This is a genomic window from Actinoplanes sp. NPDC021490 (assembly GCF_055562135.1).
The window spans coordinates 331,217-347,683 of sequence record NZ_JBVHFW010000002.1 but is presented as its reverse complement, the minus strand read 5'-3'; the positions used below and the strand labels follow the sequence as shown (position 1 = coordinate 347,683).

Here is a 16,467-nt window from a genome sequence, read left to right as displayed (position 1 = left end):
GCAGACAGCCCCGCCCTCGCGAACGCGAGAGCGGGGCTGCTGCGTGCTTGGCGGCCCGGCACATGTGGACCGGCTTGCCGGCCTGACGCGCCACCGCTACTGGCCGGATTTACCCGGCGTGCGAGCTGGGGCCGCTGCGTGCCGGGCGGGCACTCAGGTCAGCGGCGTTCGACCAGCTCGCAAGCGGTCAACGTGTCCTCGGCGTGGCCGGTGCACTTGTCGCCGGTCGGGCCGTTCGGGCCGCCGTCCAGCAGGTCGACGGCGGCGTTGGGATTCCCGGATTCCTCGCCGGAGTTCAGCTGATCGTCGCCCGCCTCGCCGTACACCTTGTCGGCGCCGGGCCCACCGCCCAGCACGTCGTTGCCGCCTCCGCCCCGGATGGTGTTGTTGCCGCCCATGCCCGCGATGCCGTTGGCGAGAGCGTTGCCGACCAGCACGTCGTCGCCCTTGCCCGCGAGGATGTCCTCGACGTCCGCGCCCACCGTGTCGCCTTCACCGGCCTCGCCGTCGTTGCCGCTGACCCCGTCCAGGCTGACGTGCACGGGCTTGGTGCGCCCGTAATACACGACGATGTCTTTGTCGGGACCGCCGAGCATCACGTCGGGGGCGAGGTCGAAGCCGCCGTCGAGGTAGTCCGGGCCGGTGCCGCCCTCGATCCGGTCGCTGCCCGAGCCGGACTGCAGGGTGTCGTTGCTCGGCCCGCCGAAGAGCTGGTCGTTGCCGGCCCCGCCGAGCAGCATGTCGCTGCCGTTGCCGCCGTAGACGCGGTCGTTGCCGAGGCCCGGGTCGAAGCTGGTAGGCCAGTTGACCGAGTCGCTGCCGTCGCCGCCGGAGATCGCGTCGTCGCCGCTGCCACCGAACAGCTTGTCGTCGCCGCCCATGCCCCAGATCGCGTCGTTGCCCGAACCGGCCGCGCCCAGCACGTCACCCATGATGTAGTCGGCCGCCGAACCGCCGGTGATGCGGTCGGCGCCGGGCCCGCCGTTCGCCGTCAGCGGCACGTTGGTGTTGTTGACGATCGTGTCGTTGCCGTCGTAAGTGAACACGCGCACCTGACCGGTCGTACCCGTCGTGGTGCAGCGGACCTTCGTCGAGTCGCCCTTCACGGCCGCGCAACCCTTGCCCGCGCGCACTGCGACCCGGTCGTCGATCGTGATCGTGCGGCCCGACCGCGTGACGACGACATTGTTGGTCGCCTTGGCCGCGGCCGCGTACTGAACCACCGTGCTCGACGTGACCGACGCCAGCCCGCCGGTCGCCGCCTCGGCCGGCAGCGCGAACCACCCGGCCGCACCGACCGCGATCACTGCCAGACCCACGCCCGGTATCCACGCCCGTTTCATCGCCTTTGACCTCCCCCGTGAGAGCCGGAGGACAGGAGCCCCCAGCATGACGGCCTTGATCATAAGAGGCGCGACGGCCGGGGCCGTCCACTGGACGCGGGCACGACTCTCTGGCGGAGAGCCGGAGCCGGTGGCAGTCGAGCGCGGTTACTGGGCGGCGGGACGCGGATGCGGTTGCCAGCCGGTCGGGTCGAGGCCGCCGGGGATGGGCGCGGACGGGTCGTAGGGGTGCCGCGTGTAGACGAACGTGCCCACGTCGAGGTGCGTGGCCACGCCGTCGGCGCCGCGCTGCACGGTCAGGCGCTCCCCGGCGAAGTAGCCGTTCAGCCCGATCCAGCTGCCGTCGCCGGCCGGGCGGAACTTGGCCCCGCGCCCGCCGCCCGGGGACAGCGTGCCCAGTTCGAGGCCGCCGTCGGCCAGGGGGCGCAGCACCTGCGCGGCCGGTCCCCAATACCAGGGTCCGGCCAGTTCGAGCACGGCCGGATCGACGTCGGTCATGGGCTGCCACGGCTCCGGGATCCGGGGCTCGCGGTCGGCCACGAGCTCGATCAGGTCGGCTGTCACGGTGCCGACCGGCAGACCCGAGGTCGTGTTGGCCAGCAGCACCGCGCCCAGCCCGTCGTCGGGGCTGATCCAGACCGTGGCGACGAACCCGGGCACCGAGCCGGTGTGGCCGCTCAGCAGCCGCTCGCCCCGGCGCAACAGTTGGGTGCCGAGACCGTACGAGGAATTCCACGCCGTCGCCTCGGGCGCCGAGGACGGGAAGCGCATCGCCTCGCGTGACTCCGCCCGCAGCACCCGCTCGTCGCCCCCGAGCAGGAAGACGGCGAACCGGGCCAGGTCGTCCGCGGTGGACCACAGCTCGCCGGCCGGACCCATCGGACCGTAGTCCTGGACCGGCTCGGGAAGCAGCACGTCCGCCCACGGGTGCACGGCCCAGCCGGAAGCGTGCGGCGCGGACGGCCGCAGACCCGTGCGGGTCAGGCCCAGCGGCTCGAGCACCTCGCGCGCCAGCACCTCCGTCCATGTATCGCCGCGCAGCCGCTCGACCAGGGCGCCGAGCACCGCGAAGCCGGGATTGGAGTAGTGGAAGCGGTGGCCGGGCGGGAAGACCCGCGGCTCGGCCTGCAGCACGTCGGGCAGTTCGGGCCGCAACGCGCCGGGCGAGCGCTCCCACCACGGGCCCGGCGGCTCGGCGGCCAGACCGGCGGTGTGGGCCAGCAGGTCGCCGATGGTGGCGTCACCGATCGTCGTGCCGGGCAGATGATCGTCGAGCCGGTCACTCAGGGCGAGCCGGCCCTCGTCACACAGGCGCAGCACCAGCACGGTGAGGAACGTCTTGGTGATCGAGCCGATCCGGTATTGCACCTCGCCGCCCGGCGTCACCCCGTCGACGCTGCCCCAGCCCTCACGCCAGACCGGCCGGCCGTCGCGCACCACGGCCGCGACCACGGACGGAGCCCGAGCGGACACCTGCGCGGTGGCCAGGCGGTGACGGAGCGCGCGACTGGTCTCGGGCAGCAGATCCGGCTGGTTCGATGGCATCTCGCGAACCTACAAGGCCGCCCCGGCACCTTCCGGCTCAGGTCGGCAACTCGCCAGCGCGACGGCGATCCGGTCGAGCAGCGGCGTCACCGGCGATGACAGCTGGTTGTTGACCACGACCGAGAAGATGAGCGGACGGTGATCGGGGCCGGTCACATATCCGGACAGCGCCGAGGCGCCGGTGAGCGTCCCGGTCTTGGCCCGGACGTTGCCCGCGGCGGGCGTGCCCCGCATCCGGTCACGCAGGGTGCCTCCGACTAGGGGGTCGGGGTCGCCGGCCACGGGCAACGCCGCGTACCAGAGCGGGAACCAGGGCTCGGACCGGACCGCGAGCAGGAACCGGGCGATCGCGGCGGGCGGCACAAGGTTGCGGCGGGACAGGCCCGAGCCGTCGACCTGCCGCATCGCGCCGGTGCCGACGCCGAGCCGGGCCAGGTAGGCGGCCACGGCGTTGGTGCCCGCCGGCCACGTTCCGGCGCCGGCCGCCCGCTGCCCGATCGCCTTGACCAGTTGCTCCGCCATGGCGTTGTTCGAGCGCTTGAGCAGCGGACTCATCAGCTCGCGGAGCAGCTTCCCATGGTGCCGCGCGAGCGCCTTCGCCGCAGCCGGCGTCGGCCGGCCCGTGACAATCAGACCCTCCACCCGTACGCCGTGACGACGCAGCGCCGTCCGGAAGACGTCCGCGACCAGCGCCGTGGGCTCCAGGACAGTCACCGCCTCGGTCACCGGCGGAGCACCCCGCAGGACGCGCCCGGTGACCGTGATCTCGTTGGTCCCGTGGCGGCGCGTGACGGAGATGCCGGGCGCTGTGCCCACCGTGATCGTCCGGTTGACCACGGTCATTTGCCGGCTGGGCGGGTTCACCGAGATGCGGGCCGGACGGTTGTCCACCGTCGCCGGAGCGGCCTGGACGTTCACCGTTCCGGCCAGATAGTTCTCATCGGGCGCCAGCGTGAGCGCCGAGATCGGTGCCGCCCCCGGGTACGTCTCGTCGTCCCACGCCCATTCCAGTCCGAGCCGTTGCGAGTCGAAGAAGGTGTCATCGGCGACCAGGTCGCCGGTGATCTCGTGGAGTCCGGTCGCGGCCACGTCCCGCGCCAGCGCGTCGAGGTCGCCGGGGCTGAGCGCCGGGTCGCCCGTGCCGCGCAGGTAGACATCGCCGGTGAGCAAGCTTCCACGGCGTACGCCGGAAGCCTTGGCCTCTGTCGCGAAACGGAACTGCGGACCGAGAATCGCCAGGGCCGCGGCCGAGGTGAACAGCTTGGCGTTGGACGCGGGCAGCAGGCGGCGCGCGCCCCGGCGATTAACGAGCGTCGCCCCGGTGCGCGCGTCGGCCACCACTACGCCGGTCTGCGCGCCCGCGAGCGCCGGATCGGCCAGGACGTCGTCGATCGCCCGCGCCAGGCCGGCCGATTGATGCGCGTTTGCCGGAACGTGGGAGTCGGGCACGATTGCGCGCGCGGCAGAGGTGCCACCGGAAACGGTCGCGCGTGCGGCGGCCGTGCCGCCGGGGACGGTCGCGCTCGGGGGAGCGGTGGCGCCAGGGACGGTCGTGCTCGAGGGAGCCGTCAAGCATGGGACGGGCGCGCGCCGGGAGGTGGCGAGCGACGCCGCGGCGGCGGGAGCGGTCAGTGCCGGCTGGGCCACGAGGGAGAGCGCCACAGCGAGCGTCACGCCGGCGGCTCGTACGCGGGTCATGTGTTGATCAACGAGCGGGAACCTGATGCGTGGCTCCGGACGTCTGCGTACGCGGACCGCCTTTCGCCGGAATTTCGGGGCCGGCGGCGAGCATGGACGGTAACGACGACGGAGGTTTGTCTTGCGAGCACTCCCCGCCCTGGCCGCGGTCTTCGCCCTGGCCGCCTGCGGCACCACGGCCGGTCCCGCCGGCCCGGACCCGACAACCGCACCGCCGAGTGCCGGAGGAGGCGGCGGAAGCAGCCCCGAGGTGGTCGCGTCCGGCCTCGACGTGCCCTGGGGCCTGGCCTTCCGGCGCGGCGGCGACGCCCTGATCGCCGAGCGCGACAGCGGCCGCATCCTGCGCGTCGAACCAGGCGGGGGACAACCCGAGCAGGTGTACGAGGTCCCGGGCGTCGCCGCCGGGGGAGAGGGCGGCCTGCTCGGCGTCGCGGCGAGGGGCGACTGGGTCTACGCGTATTTCACCGCGGCCGACGACAACCGGATCGTACGGTTCCGGCTGGAAGGCAACGCGCAGCCTGAGGTGATCTTCGATGGCATCGCGAAGGCCGGTAACCACAACGGCGGCCGGATCGCGTTCGGGCCGGACGGCATGCTCTATGTCGGCACCGGCGACGCGGGCGACACCAGCCGCTCGCAGAACCCGGACAGCCCCAACGGCAAGATCCTGCGGCTGACCCCGGAGGGTGATCCCGCGCCGGGCAACCCGACGGCCGGCTCCCCGGTCTACAGCCTCGGCCACCGCAACGTTCAGGGCCTGGCCTGGGACGACGAGGATCGCCTGTTCGCCACGGAGTTCGGCCAGAACGACGTCGACGAGGTCAACCTGATCGAGCCGGGCCGGAACTACGGGTGGCCCGACGTCGAGGGCGAGGGCGACACCGGCGGCGGCCGCTTCACAAATCCGCTGGTCACGTGGCCGACGAGCGAGGCGTCACCGTCGGGGCTGGCGATCTCGGGCGACACCCTCTATGTGGCCGCGCTGCGCGGCGAGCGGCTGTGGACCGTCCCGATCGAGGGCGACGGCCTGGGCGAACCGCGTGCGCTCTTCGACGGGCAGTACGGCCGGCTTCGTACGGTCGAAGCCGCCCCGGACGGCTCGCTCTGGGTGACCACGTCGAACACGGACGGCCGCGGCGATGTCCGCGACGGTGACGATCGTATTCTGCGCATCGCACCCCAGCCCGGGACGGCCACGCAGTAGCGCCCATGAGATGCGGGGGGCCTATCCGAGCCGCGCCGCCGCCTTGCGGCCCAGCGACCGGCTCACCGACTCCTCCAGGCTGGGCTCGCTGAAGATCTCGGTCAGCACCTCGGCCTTGCGGACCAGCACGATCTGCGTCCGATGGTCGCCGCCGTAGTCGAAGACGACCAGCAGCGACTCGTCGCCGGCGAAGTCACGGCTCGCGATCCGCACCGACTGCCCGGCTTGCGGCTTGCAGTTCGATACCTGTTCCCGTACGTCGTAAAGGTAGGCACTTGCCCCGCCGTCGGCGTACCAAGTCGTCTCCTGCAGGATGACCGCCTCTGGTCCCTTGCGGAGCGCCCGCACCCGTCCGGTGATCGCCTCCGGCTTCGAGCCACCGAAGCAGCCCATCGACGCTCCGTTCAACTCGAAATTCCGGTCGCCGACCTCCTCGAAACCGCCGGGAAGGTAGCCGGCGCCGGCGTCGGCCGGCTGCAACATCATCGCCGGCGTGACGTCGGCGGACGGCGGCGTGGCGGGGTCAGCCGTTGCCGGTACGGAGGCGGCCGGCGCCGGATTGGACTGCGGATCACGAGCCAGGGCGACACCGCCCGCGACCATCCCGATCGCCACGACGGCTCCCACCACCCCGGTCCGCACGGCCGTGCGGCGGCGGGCCCGCAGACGAACCCGCGCCACCGGATCCCACGCGGTGTTCTCGGTCTCGGCCAGCAAGGAACGGAACCTCTGGTCAGGCATGGTCGTACTCCTCGTCCAGCAGCCCGGCCAGGGCGCGGCGGCCGCGGGCCAGCCGGGTCTTGACCGTGTTGACGGGAACACCGGTCTGCGCGGAGACCTCGGCGACGGACATATCCATGAGGTGGTGCAGGGTGATCGCTTGTCGTTCGCCCACGGTGAGCTGCTTGAGCGCGGCGATCAGCGCGACCGAGTCGGGGTGCGGGGGCAGGATGTCGGCGGCGGCTCCGTGCCGCACGTACGCCCGGACCCGGTTCCTGGCCTTACGCCAGTGGTTCACGGACAGCCGGTACGCGACCGTGCGCAGCCACGCCTCCGGGTTGTCGTAAGCGGACACGGCCGGCCATCGCTGCCAGGCCCGGACGTACGCCTCCTGCGCCGCGTCCTGAGCCTCGGCCCGGTCGCCGGTCATCGCGTACAGGTAAGTCACCAGCCGATGCCGGGTTCCGCTGTAGAACTCCTCGAAGCCGTCATGATCGGCCACCCCGCCTCCCTTGGTGTCGTCACTGACCAACACCCGCGGGACCGCCTCCCGGTTTCACGAGATCTTGTCGATCAGCGCCGACAGGGTCAGGTCGGCCGCGCTGGACAGGGTGAGATCGGCCGCGGCCAGGCGCTCGGGCTGCACGAACGCATTGGGAATGGCCACGCAGCGCAGCCCCGCGGCCCGGGCGGCGGCGACGCCGTGCGGGGTGTCCTCGAAGGTGAGTGCCCGGGCGGGCTCGACTCCCAGCCGGTCGAGCGCGAGCCGATAGACGGCCGGGTCGGGCTTCGGCGCGCCGACCTCGTTGCCGCAGGCCGTGACCTCGATGCGATCGAGCAGACCGGCGCGGGCCAGGTTGCCGTGCACCCAGTCCTCGGCCGAGCTGCTCGCCACGGCCAGCCGCAGCCCGAGCGCGGACGCCTGATCGAACCATTCCCGGATTCCCGGCGCGGGTTCCAGCGTCTCGTGCAGGCGGGCCCGGTACGCGTTGCGCCGCTCATGGCTTGCTTGCTGGTCGAAGCCCGCGCCGACCGCGGCGGCCAGGATCGTGTACCGCTCCGGAACCGGCCCGCCGTGCTCCGCGAAGAAGCCCTCCTCGGGCAGGTCCAGGCCGTGTTGCCGCCACAGCCAGCGCCAGCTCTCCAGCAGCGTCGATTCGGTGTCCATGATCAGGCCGTCGAAGTCGAAGATCAGCGCATCGAGAGTCACCGGATCAGTATCGCCGCCCGGAAGGGGTCGGTTGTTCGGCGGAGGCGAGGGTGTAGGCCGGTCCGGTAGCGTTCCGCCGTCAACGGCTGATCGAGGGGAACTCATGGCGCTCCGGAACGGCCGCGTACGCGGCGCGATCATCGCAACGACCGCCGCCGCGGCACTGGGCACCGGCATGATCGTCTTCGCCGCGCAGTCCTCGGCGGACACGACGCAGCCGGCTCCCGGGTCCGTCAAGGTGAAGCCGATGCTGACGTTCGCGCCCGTGGTGGCGCCGGCGGTCAAGTTCACGGTCACCGGAAAGGCCGACGGCTCGGCACACGTCGAATGGGAAGCTGTCGAGACGCCGTCCGGCGTCACCTTCAGCACGTACAGCGTCTTCTTTATCGACACCACGCCGCCGACCGTGCCGCCCACCACGCCAGGCCCCGTGCCGACCAGCCCGACTCCGGGGCCGCCGACGGTTCCGCCGACGCCTGTCGCGTCGCAGAACCTGCCGATCACCGTTCGTTCGGCCGATTTCACCGGGCTCAAGCTTGTCACCTATGAGGTTCACGTCAGGGCCAACGGCCCGCAAGGCACAAGCGCCGACGTCCCCAAGCTTCTGCGGACGGCCTCGGCCTTTCTGACCACCACACCCGCGACGGCGGTGTACGGCTCTCCGGTGACGCTCAGCGGCGTGACCCCGAAAGCCGGCGAGATCGCCACGCTCGAACGCCTCCCGGCCGGGACCACCGCCTGGATCAAGGTCGGGTCGCTCCGGACCGGCGCGGACCGGAAGTGGACGCTGGTCACCAAGCCGGCCGAGACCACGGCCTACCGCGTCTCCAACGCCGGCTCGGAAGGCACTTGGCCGACCACGATGACCAGAACGGTCACCGTGCGCTTCCTCGTCTCGATCAAGGCGAGCACCATGAAGCCCAAGCCGAACCAGACGGTCACGATCAGCGGCGCCGCCCGCCCGATCAAGCCCGGCGTCAAGGTCAGCCTCCAGCGCTACTCCGCCGGTGCCTGGGTGACCATCGCTGGCAGCACGCTCAAGGCCGACGGCTCGTACGCAATCGGGAAGGCCTTCGCCAAGGGCACGTGGCCGCTCCGGGTGATCGCCGCCAACGGCACGACCCTCGCCTATGGCACGAGCAGCCAGGTCACCCTATCCGTGAAGTAGAGGTCGCCGCGGCCGCGCAGCTCGATCCCGGAGGTTCCTGGTGCGATCAGCGGGCCGTCCCGCGACGATCGGATCATGCCGTCGGAACCGGGCGCGCGCGTTCAGTGCGCGACCGGTCAGTGCACGAGCGTTCAGTGGGCGTTCAGTGCGCGAGTGGTCTGTGCGCGAGCGTTCAATGCGCGAGCGTTCAGTCCAATGCTGCGCGGCGATGATCGCGATAGACGGCGGCAACGGCACTCTCTCCGAGATCAGTTTCATGCTGCGCGCGGGCAAACCCGTGGTGCCGATGGACTCGTGGAGCTTTAGTCATTGATCGACGCCTGACGACGGCAAACTTCTCCACCGTACGAGCGAACCGCGCGAAGCCGTCGCTTTCGTCCGGCGCATGCCAGCCGAGAGGAACCGTAATTGGGAGGCGTTCCCGATCTTGCGCGGTTAGCGTGACGGAGCCGATCCTGAGGAAGGAGCAGCGATGGAGAAGATCAACGAGCGACTGGTGAACTGGGCCAGCCTGCTGGAAGCGGAGACGAAGGGACAGGCCGAGAAAGCCTCCCGCCTTCCGTTCATCTTCCCGCACATTGCGCTCATGCCCGACGCCCACCTCGGCAAGGGCGCGACGGTCGGGTCGGTCATTCCGACGCTCGGGGCGATCATCCCCGCTGCCGTCGGAGTGGACATCGGCTGTGGCATGGCCGCCGTGCGCACGCAGTATCACCGCGACGAGCTCAAGCCGAACCTGGCCAAGCTGCGCACGGCGATCGAGAACGCCGTGCCGCTCAGCGCCGGCTCGTACAACACGAGCGTGAGCGACACTGCGCGTACGCGCATCGAGAAGCTCACCGCCAAGGCCGGCAAGGCCGGGTTCGAGCCGGGCCGGTACGCCGGGAACTGGGAGCTGCAGCTGGGCACGCTCGGCTCGGGCAACCACTTCATCGAGGTCACCGCGGACGAGAAGGGCCAGGTCTGGCTGTTCCTGCACTCGGGGTCGCGCGGCGTCGGCAACAAGATCGCCACGCATCACATCAAGGTGGCGCAGGAATCGGCCAAGCGCTGGTGGATCGACCTGCCGGATCCCGACCTGGCCTACCTGGCCGAGGGCACGGACGAGTTCTGGGAGTACATCCGGCAGCTGCGCTGGGCCCAGGACTTCGCGCTGGCCAACCGCGACGAGATGATGGACCGCGTCGTCGACTGTTTCGCCGACTTCGTGGGCGGACCGGTGCGCGAACTCGAGCGGGTGCAGTGCCACCACAACTACACGGAGCAGGAAACGCACTTCGGCAAGAAGGTGTGGCTGTCCCGCAAGGGCGCGATCAACGCCGAGAAGGGCCGCCCGGGCCTGATCCCGGGGTCGATGGGCGACGCGTCGTACGTGGTGGTCGGCAAGGGCAACCCGGTCGCGCTGAACTCGTCGCCGCACGGCGCGGGACGTCAGCTGTCGCGGTCCAAGGCGCGCAAGACCTTCACCCGTGACCAGCTGCGGGAGGCGATGAAGGGCATCGAGTACCGCGACACGGACGCGTTCCTGGACGAGATCCCGGGCGCGTACAAGCCGATCGACGTGGTCATGCGGGACGCGGACGACCTGGTCGAGGTGCGTCACACGCTGCGTCAGATCGTCAACGTGAAGGGCGACTAGAACCGGCCACGCTGCTACACCACTACGCGGCCCCGGCCCGAGCTCTTGGCCTGGTAGAGACGCTTGTCGGCGTCCGAAGCCAGGGCGGCGAGCTGGTCGGGGCCGCCGTGGTGCACGCCCACGCTGATCGACACGGTTAGCCCCTCGGCGATCAGGGACCAGGCGTGATCCCGTACGGCGTCGACGACGGCCTGGGCGCGGGTCTCGGTGACCTCGGGTCGCACCCCGGCCAGGATCACCACGAACTCGTCGCCGCCGAGGCGGGCCGCCAAGTCGGCCGGCCGGACGTGCTCGGACAGGATCGCCCCGATCGCCGCGAGCACAAGGTCGCCCACATCATGTCCGAATCTGTCGTTGACGAGCTTGAAACGGTCAACGTCGATCATCATGACCGCGTAGTCCGGCTGCACCAGATCACCGGCCAGATATGCCTGGTAGCCACGGCGGTTGGCCAGCCCGGTCAGATCGTCGGTCAGCACGTCCCGGCGCAACTGCTCGTGTTCGACCCGCCGACGTTCGACTTCGATCGCGTCGCGCATCGCCGTCATCCGCTCGATCCGGTCACTCCACCGCAGCCGGGCCAGCTCGTCGCCGTAGCGCACAGCCGCAGGGGGCGTGCCCGGCCGGTGTGCGGCCAGGCTCATCGCGAGCAGCCGGACGCTGCCGGGGGTCATCTCGGGGAACACGAGCCCGTCGGCGAGACGTGCGGCCTTGAGCGCTTCCCCGGCCCGGGCTGCGCGGATGGCCGAGGCCAGCGCGGCCACAGCCTCGTCGAACTCGATGAAGTAGAGGTCCGCGAACGGGTGTCCGGCCAGCGCGGCCAGCAGCAGCACGTGCCCGTGATACTGGAATCGCCAGGTCGGCGGCCAGTCCGCACCGATCACCTCCTCGGCCCCGTCGAGCAGCGGCGCCGCGCGTTCGGCCGCGCCGGCCCAATCGCCGATCATGGCCTGCGCGCAGCTCCAGTCGAGCACCAGATCGACCTTGTTGATCGCGATGACGATCCGCTGCCTGCGAACGGTCGTCGCCCATGGTTCGCCGCCCGCGGCGTCCAAGGCCTGTTCGGCCAGGTCGCTGTGCTCGAGTGCGACCTCCCAGAACCCCATGAGGTGCGCGACCTGTCCGACTTCGATCTGCGCGGCCACCCGGTGCACGACCGGTCCGCCGGCCGCGTCGAGCAACCCGACCGCGCGTACGAACGGGCTGGCCGCGCCCTCGGAGACGTCCAGCGCGTGGCGCGCGTCGGCACGCCGGGCCGCGCTGGCTCCGAGCGCCAGCGCGAGCAGAGCCGGATCCCCGAGGTCGACAGCGCACCGCAGCATGTCCTGCAGATGGGCCGAATGATCAACACCGGTTTCCCGTACGGCCAGGGACCGCGCGAAATGCAGCAGGATCTCGACGTCGGGCCACTCCGGGCGGCCGATCTGCCGGCAGGCGGCCTCGACCTCGGCCGGGCTCATCTCGCCCTGCGCCGACTCGATGAGGGCGTACGCGTGCTCGATCGCCTCGACGTGCTCGTCGCCCGGCCGCCGGGGCAGAGACATGCACCCCTCCCGATGCCGTCTTCGTCAGCGTGACCAGGTTATGGCCGGAAGTGACAGATCACCGCAGAATGGGGAAAACCGTCCCGGCGATCAGGGCTCCGACCAGGGTCCCGGCGACGACTTGGGCGACGGTGTGCGCGGACAGCACGAGCCGCGACCAGCCCACGAGCGGCACCAGCGGCACGGCGATCAGGGCGATCGGCCCGTAGACGGCGATCAGCACGGCCGCGGTCCCGGCGGCCACCCCGGAATGGATCGACATCTTCCAGTACGCCGTGACCGCCGCGAACACGATCAGTCCGGTCATGCCCGCCGCGAGCAGGGCCAGCAGCTCGCGGGGAGCGCCGAGTGCGACGAGCGCGGCGGTGCCGATCGCGACCGACACCATGCCGAAGATCAGGGGCCCGCGCCGGTGCTCGCGTTCGGGGATGTGATGGCTGGTGAGCCGCCCCCGGCGGACACCCCGGACCACGTACGCCATGGGAATGCCGGCGGTGAACAACGCGGCCGGCGCCCCCCACCACCGCGAGACGCCCGGCTGCGTGCCCGCGTGGAAGCCGACCACGACGAGCAGCACGGCGACAAGCACCCCCGGCGCGAACACCTCGGTGATCACGCGGGCAACCTTGGTTCTCAACTCTGGTCCTGGGCCTTCCGGTAGGACGCCGGCGGCACGCCGACCATGCTGGTGAAGTCGCGCGTCAGGTGAGCCTGGTCGCTGTAGCCGAGGCCGGCCGCGAGCGCCCCCAGGTCGACGTGCGTGCCGGCCTGAATGCGGTCGGACGCCTCGTGCAGGCGCGCGCGCCGGATGACCCATTTCGGGCTCACCCCGACATAGTCCGCGAACAACCGCTGCAACTGCCGGACTCCGACCGAGAACTCGCGGGCCAGGTCGTCCACGCGCGTGATCGTGGTGTCCTCGGACGTCCGGGCCACCACGGCTGCGGCCAGCTCGGCGGCGGGAGACGGCTGGCCGGGCGCGCGAGCAGTCAGAAAAGCGTCCATTTCCTGTACGGCGTCATGGTCGTCCGCTTCGAGGACGCGCTGAGCGATGTCGTCGCCGAACACCGTCCCGACCGGAAGGTAGCGGCCCGTGATCGTCGAGACGGGAGCGCCGAGGAACGGGCGGAACCCGCCCGGTCGGAAACGCACACCGAACACGCGTCCGGCACCCTCGAGCACTTCGTGAAAGGGGCCGGTGACCACTCCGGCGATGCGGCAGCGGCCCGGCTTGAACGTCACGTTGACCGCGGGATAGGGCAGAACACGCTGCTCGTACGGCTTCTGACCGCTCAGGTCCCAGGCGACAACCCAGTAGTGCTCGACGTACGGGCGCAGCTCCGGGGCGGCCGCATGCGCGCTGAAGTCGAACTTCTGCCGGCCCATGCCCGGATTGAGGATCGCCGGCACGCGAGAAAGCCTAACAAGTCGCGTTTCTTCAATCGCGCAGGTGAGCGACGTTCCTAGGCTGCCCCGCATGGAACTTCACGACATCATGGTCCGGGCCCTCGCCTCGTCCGCGGCGGTCGTCCGCGACGTCACACCCGGGCAGTCGGCTCTGCCCACGCCATGCTGCGAATGGGACGTACAAACCCTGACCAATCACTTGGTGCTCGTGGCCGACGCCCTCGACTTGGCCGGCCGGGGCGAGCCGATTCCGGATGAGCACTGGGTGTCGGTTTCTGCGCGTCCGTTCAACGTGGCCGCCTCCGACGCGTGGAAGGCCCCCGAGGCCTGGGAGCGCCCGGTGCGTATGGGCACCATGCCGATGCCGGCCGAGATGGCCGTTGCGATGCTGGTCAGCGACGTGGTCATCCACGGCTGGGACCTAGCGCGGGCCACCAGCCAGAACTTGCACGTGGACGACGACGTGGCCGCGACGACGCTGCGTTTCGTCACCACGATGGGCGACCAGGGTCGGGCAATGGGCATCTTCGCGCCATCGGTGAGCGTTCCGGACGACGCCCCGATGCTCGTTCGTGCGCTCGCCCTGAGCGGTCGTGATCCCTCCCGGTGACCGCACCCAACCGCGCAACAGCCGTTCGCCCAACACGCGGTAGGTCGACCATCCCTGGCTGATGGCGACCCCTCTCCGTGGCCGCGTCCCACGCGCGCGACAGCCGTTGGCCCGGCGTGGCTGGTCGGCCATCGGTGGCTGATCGCTGTCCCGCTCGGTGGCCGCATTCGGAGCGCGCGACAGTCGTTCGCGCGGCGCGGCAGGTTGGTTGTCCTTGGCTGATGGCTGTTCTTTTCGGTGACCGCAACCGACCCGCGCGACAGCTGTTCGTGCGGTGCGCGGTAGGTTGGCCACCCGTGGCTGATCGCTTGCGCTCGACCGACCCGCCGTTCATCGGCCCTTACCGGCTGCTGTCCCGGCTCGGCGAGGGCGGCATGGGATCGGTGTTCCTTGCCGAGGCGCCCGGCGGCCGGCTCGTCGCCGTCAAGGTCATCCGCGCCGAGTATGCGCACGACGAGCACTTTCGTGCGCGTTTCCGCAGCGAGGTCAGCCGGGCCCGGCAGGTGCCGCCGTTCTGCACGGCCGAGGTGCTCGACGCCGACCCCGACCACGCCACGCCCTACCTGGTAGTCGAATACGTGGACGGGCCGACGCTGAGCGAGGTCGTGGCCGAGAACGGGCCGCTGGCCGGCGGAAGCCTGCACGGCGTCGCGGTCGGGGTGGCCACCGCACTGGCGGCCATCCACGGAGCTGGGGTGATCCACCGCGACCTCAAGCCGCGCAACGTGCTGTTCGCGCTGGGCCAGCCCAAGGTCATCGACTTCGGGATCGCCCGGCCGCTCGAGCCGACGAGCTTCCACACACGCGCCGAGGAAGTGGTCGGAACGCTGGCCTACATGGCTCCTGAGCGCCTCGACCCCGAGACGGACCGGCAGCTCACACCGGCGGTGGACGTCTTCGCGTGGGGCGCCGTGGTCGCGTACGCGGGAAACGGCCGGACCCCGTTCGGTGGCGACACCCCGGCGGTGACCGCGGCCCGGATCCTGACCCAGCCGCCGCGCATCGAGAACCTCCCGCCCTATCTCGCCGAGCTGGTCACCGCGGCACTCGACAAACACCCGGAGAACCGGCCCACCGCGCCTGAACTGCTCGACCGGCTGCTGGTCACCAGCGCGCCGGGCGGTCCGCCGCTGCCCGCGGCGTTGCAGCATTCGGCGGAGGCGGCGGCGCACTCCGGCCGTTTCCGGTCGGCTTCGACGCGTCGCCGCCCCGGTCGCAAGGCCGTCCTGCTTTCCGCCGGGGTCGCTACCGTTTTGGCCGCCGCCGCGGGTGTGGGGTTCCGCTCACTCGACCCCGCATCGACTCCGGTTCCTTCCGCTTCCTCGGCCGCGCCGCCGATCGTCGCGGGCCCGAACATCTTCGATCCGCTGCGCACCGAGTCGATCTTCGCCAGAACCGACTACTGCTCGTACCGCAACGGTCTCCGGGTGGTGGCGGCCAAGGCCTCGGTGTGCTCGCCGTACACCGACACCGTGTTCCCGTCCGACCAGAGCATCGCCGTACGGGCCACCCTCGCCGACGACCGATCCTGCGCGGCGCTGCTTTTCCGGGTCGAGAACGACGACGACGATTACGCCGACGGCTATCGCGCCCTGGTCTGTCCCGGCGAAACCCGCCTGAGCAGCATGATCGACGGCAGCGAGACGGTCATCGCCACGACGAAACGAACGACGTCGACCGGCGCCGCCCACCAACTGCGCCTGGTCGCCGACGAGCAGCAGGCGACTCTGTCCATCGACGGCGAGGCGGCCGTCCGGGGCCCGCTCACCGAGTCGTCCCTGACCGGCGGCCGCGTGCTCCTCGGAGCCGTTGCTTCCGAAGCCGTTGCCCCTAGTGCCGCCGCTTCGGGTGCCGTCGCCTCTGGTCGCCGCGCCGTCGTCACTTTCACCGACGCCCAGCTACGTTCGGGCGACGCCACCGACGTGCCGCCCTTCATGACGGGCGACGCCCAGCTCACGGCGGGCATGCACATGCTCTACGACCTGGGCAAGGTGGCCATCCTGGAGCCGGCCGACTACGTGCCCGGCACCGAATACTGCCGGCGCTTCGAACTGCCGCCGACGTCCCCGCAGTGCGCCAAGAAGCTGGTCCCCATAGCGAGCGGCACCCGGGTGAGCCTGCCGATCGCCGCGAAGCCCCGGTACCTCGACTACCGCCACGACCCCGCGAAGTGCCTCGACCCGCGGACCCACGCGGGCACATGCGCAGTCCCGTTCAAGACCTACGTGACGGTCCTGTCCGAACCGTCCCCGCGCCCCTCTCTCGTGACGATCCGCGGCGGCAAAGTAACCACAGTGGCCCGGATCGACCTCGGCTCCTGAGCGCGGCGGGGTGGCCGGCGCGGGCCCGCGATCGGCGGGAGTGACGCGTCTGCGATAG

At 71.0% G+C, this 16,467-nt stretch carries 15 protein-coding genes; 6 read left to right on the top strand and 9 right to left on the bottom strand.

Annotated elements, in window-relative coordinates:
* Positions 1 to 158 precede the first annotated feature (158 nt).
* The 3 genes from ACZ3I4_RS06070 to dacB all read right to left on the bottom strand — a co-directional run bounded on the left by ACZ3I4_RS06070 (position 159) and on the right by dacB (position 4,586).
* Positions 159 to 1,319 (bottom strand): calcium-binding protein, encoded by a 1,161-nt coding sequence (locus tag ACZ3I4_RS06070; RefSeq protein ID WP_465380757.1) that lies wholly within the window; start codon positions 1,317 to 1,319, stop codon positions 159 to 161.
* Positions 1,320 to 1,490: 171 nt separating this feature from the next.
* A complete protein-coding gene (locus tag ACZ3I4_RS06065; protein WP_465380756.1) occupies positions 1,491 to 2,888 on the bottom strand; it encodes a serine hydrolase domain-containing protein in 1,398 nt (465 codons plus the stop codon).
* Between the two features lie 9 nt (positions 2,889 to 2,897).
* A complete protein-coding gene (gene dacB / locus ACZ3I4_RS06060; protein ID WP_465380755.1) occupies positions 2,898 to 4,586 on the bottom strand; it encodes a D-alanyl-D-alanine carboxypeptidase/D-alanyl-D-alanine endopeptidase in 1,689 nt (562 codons plus the stop codon).
* A gap of 121 nt (positions 4,587 to 4,707) precedes the next feature.
* Between dacB and ACZ3I4_RS06055 the strand changes: the two genes are divergently transcribed.
* Positions 4,708 to 5,790: a PQQ-dependent sugar dehydrogenase gene (locus ACZ3I4_RS06055; RefSeq protein ID WP_465380754.1), complete on the top strand. Its 1,083-nt coding sequence runs from the start codon at positions 4,708 to 4,710 to the stop codon at positions 5,788 to 5,790.
* Positions 5,791 to 5,811: 21 nt separating this feature from the next.
* On the opposite strand, the gene ACZ3I4_RS06050 is transcribed toward ACZ3I4_RS06055, so the two are convergent.
* Genes ACZ3I4_RS06050 through ACZ3I4_RS06040 form a run of 3 tightly spaced genes read right to left on the bottom strand, consistent with a single transcriptional unit; the run spans position 5,812 to position 7,720 of the window.
* Positions 5,812 to 6,531, bottom strand: a complete 720-nt coding sequence (locus ACZ3I4_RS06050; protein ID WP_465380753.1) for a hypothetical protein — start codon at positions 6,529 to 6,531, stop codon at positions 5,812 to 5,814.
* On the bottom strand, positions 6,524 to 7,012 hold the full coding sequence (locus ACZ3I4_RS06045) for an RNA polymerase sigma factor (protein ID WP_465380752.1): 489 nt from the start codon (positions 7,010 to 7,012) through the stop codon (positions 6,524 to 6,526). Before ACZ3I4_RS06045 ends, ACZ3I4_RS06050 begins: the two co-directional genes overlap by 8 nt.
* 54 nt (positions 7,013 to 7,066) lie before the next feature.
* On the bottom strand, positions 7,067 to 7,720 hold the full coding sequence (locus ACZ3I4_RS06040; protein WP_465380751.1) for an HAD family hydrolase: 654 nt from the start codon (positions 7,718 to 7,720) through the stop codon (positions 7,067 to 7,069).
* 103 nt (positions 7,721 to 7,823) lie between these two features.
* On the opposite strand from ACZ3I4_RS06040, the gene ACZ3I4_RS06035 reads away from it, so the two are divergent.
* The 3 genes from ACZ3I4_RS06035 (at position 7,824) to ACZ3I4_RS06025 (ending at position 10,527) form a co-directional block, all read left to right on the top strand.
* Positions 7,824 to 8,888, top strand: a complete 1,065-nt coding sequence (locus tag ACZ3I4_RS06035; RefSeq protein WP_465380750.1) for a hypothetical protein — start codon at positions 7,824 to 7,826, stop codon at positions 8,886 to 8,888.
* 40 nt (positions 8,889 to 8,928) lie between these two features.
* Positions 8,929 to 9,201 carry a hypothetical protein gene (locus ACZ3I4_RS06030; protein ID WP_465380749.1) on the top strand — a complete coding sequence of 91 codons (273 nt, stop codon included), beginning with the start codon at positions 8,929 to 8,931 and terminating at the stop codon, positions 9,199 to 9,201.
* A gap of 159 nt (positions 9,202 to 9,360) precedes the next feature.
* A complete protein-coding gene (locus tag ACZ3I4_RS06025; RefSeq protein ID WP_465380748.1) occupies positions 9,361 to 10,527 on the top strand; it encodes an RtcB family protein in 1,167 nt (388 codons plus the stop codon).
* Positions 10,528 to 10,541: 14 nt separating this feature from the next.
* Here the strand turns inward: ACZ3I4_RS06025 and ACZ3I4_RS06020 are convergent, their stop codons facing one another.
* Genes ACZ3I4_RS06020 through ACZ3I4_RS06010 form a run of 3 tightly spaced genes read right to left on the bottom strand, consistent with a single transcriptional unit; the run spans position 10,542 to position 13,481 of the window.
* The gene (locus tag ACZ3I4_RS06020; RefSeq protein WP_465380747.1) at positions 10,542 to 12,071 is read right to left on the bottom strand and encodes a sensor domain-containing diguanylate cyclase; all 1,530 of its coding nucleotides are present in this window, start codon (positions 12,069 to 12,071) and stop codon (positions 10,542 to 10,544) included.
* 58 nt (positions 12,072 to 12,129) lie between these two features.
* Positions 12,130 to 12,687, bottom strand: coding sequence for a phosphoesterase PA-phosphatase (locus ACZ3I4_RS06015; protein WP_465380746.1), 558 nt, complete (start codon positions 12,685 to 12,687; stop codon positions 12,130 to 12,132).
* Between the two features lie 17 nt (positions 12,688 to 12,704).
* Positions 12,705 to 13,481 (bottom strand): AraC family transcriptional regulator, encoded by a 777-nt coding sequence (locus ACZ3I4_RS06010; RefSeq protein ID WP_465380745.1) that lies wholly within the window; start codon positions 13,479 to 13,481, stop codon positions 12,705 to 12,707.
* A gap of 67 nt (positions 13,482 to 13,548) precedes the next feature.
* On the opposite strand from ACZ3I4_RS06010, the gene ACZ3I4_RS06005 reads away from it, so the two are divergent.
* Together ACZ3I4_RS06005 and ACZ3I4_RS06000 are read left to right on the top strand one after the other, a co-directional pair.
* Positions 13,549 to 14,088 (top strand): TIGR03086 family metal-binding protein, encoded by a 540-nt coding sequence (locus tag ACZ3I4_RS06005; protein WP_465380744.1) that lies wholly within the window; start codon positions 13,549 to 13,551, stop codon positions 14,086 to 14,088.
* A gap of 296 nt (positions 14,089 to 14,384) precedes the next feature.
* Positions 14,385 to 16,409, top strand: a complete 2,025-nt coding sequence (locus ACZ3I4_RS06000; RefSeq protein ID WP_465380743.1) for a serine/threonine protein kinase — start codon at positions 14,385 to 14,387, stop codon at positions 16,407 to 16,409.
* Positions 16,410 to 16,467: the final 58 nt, after the last annotated feature.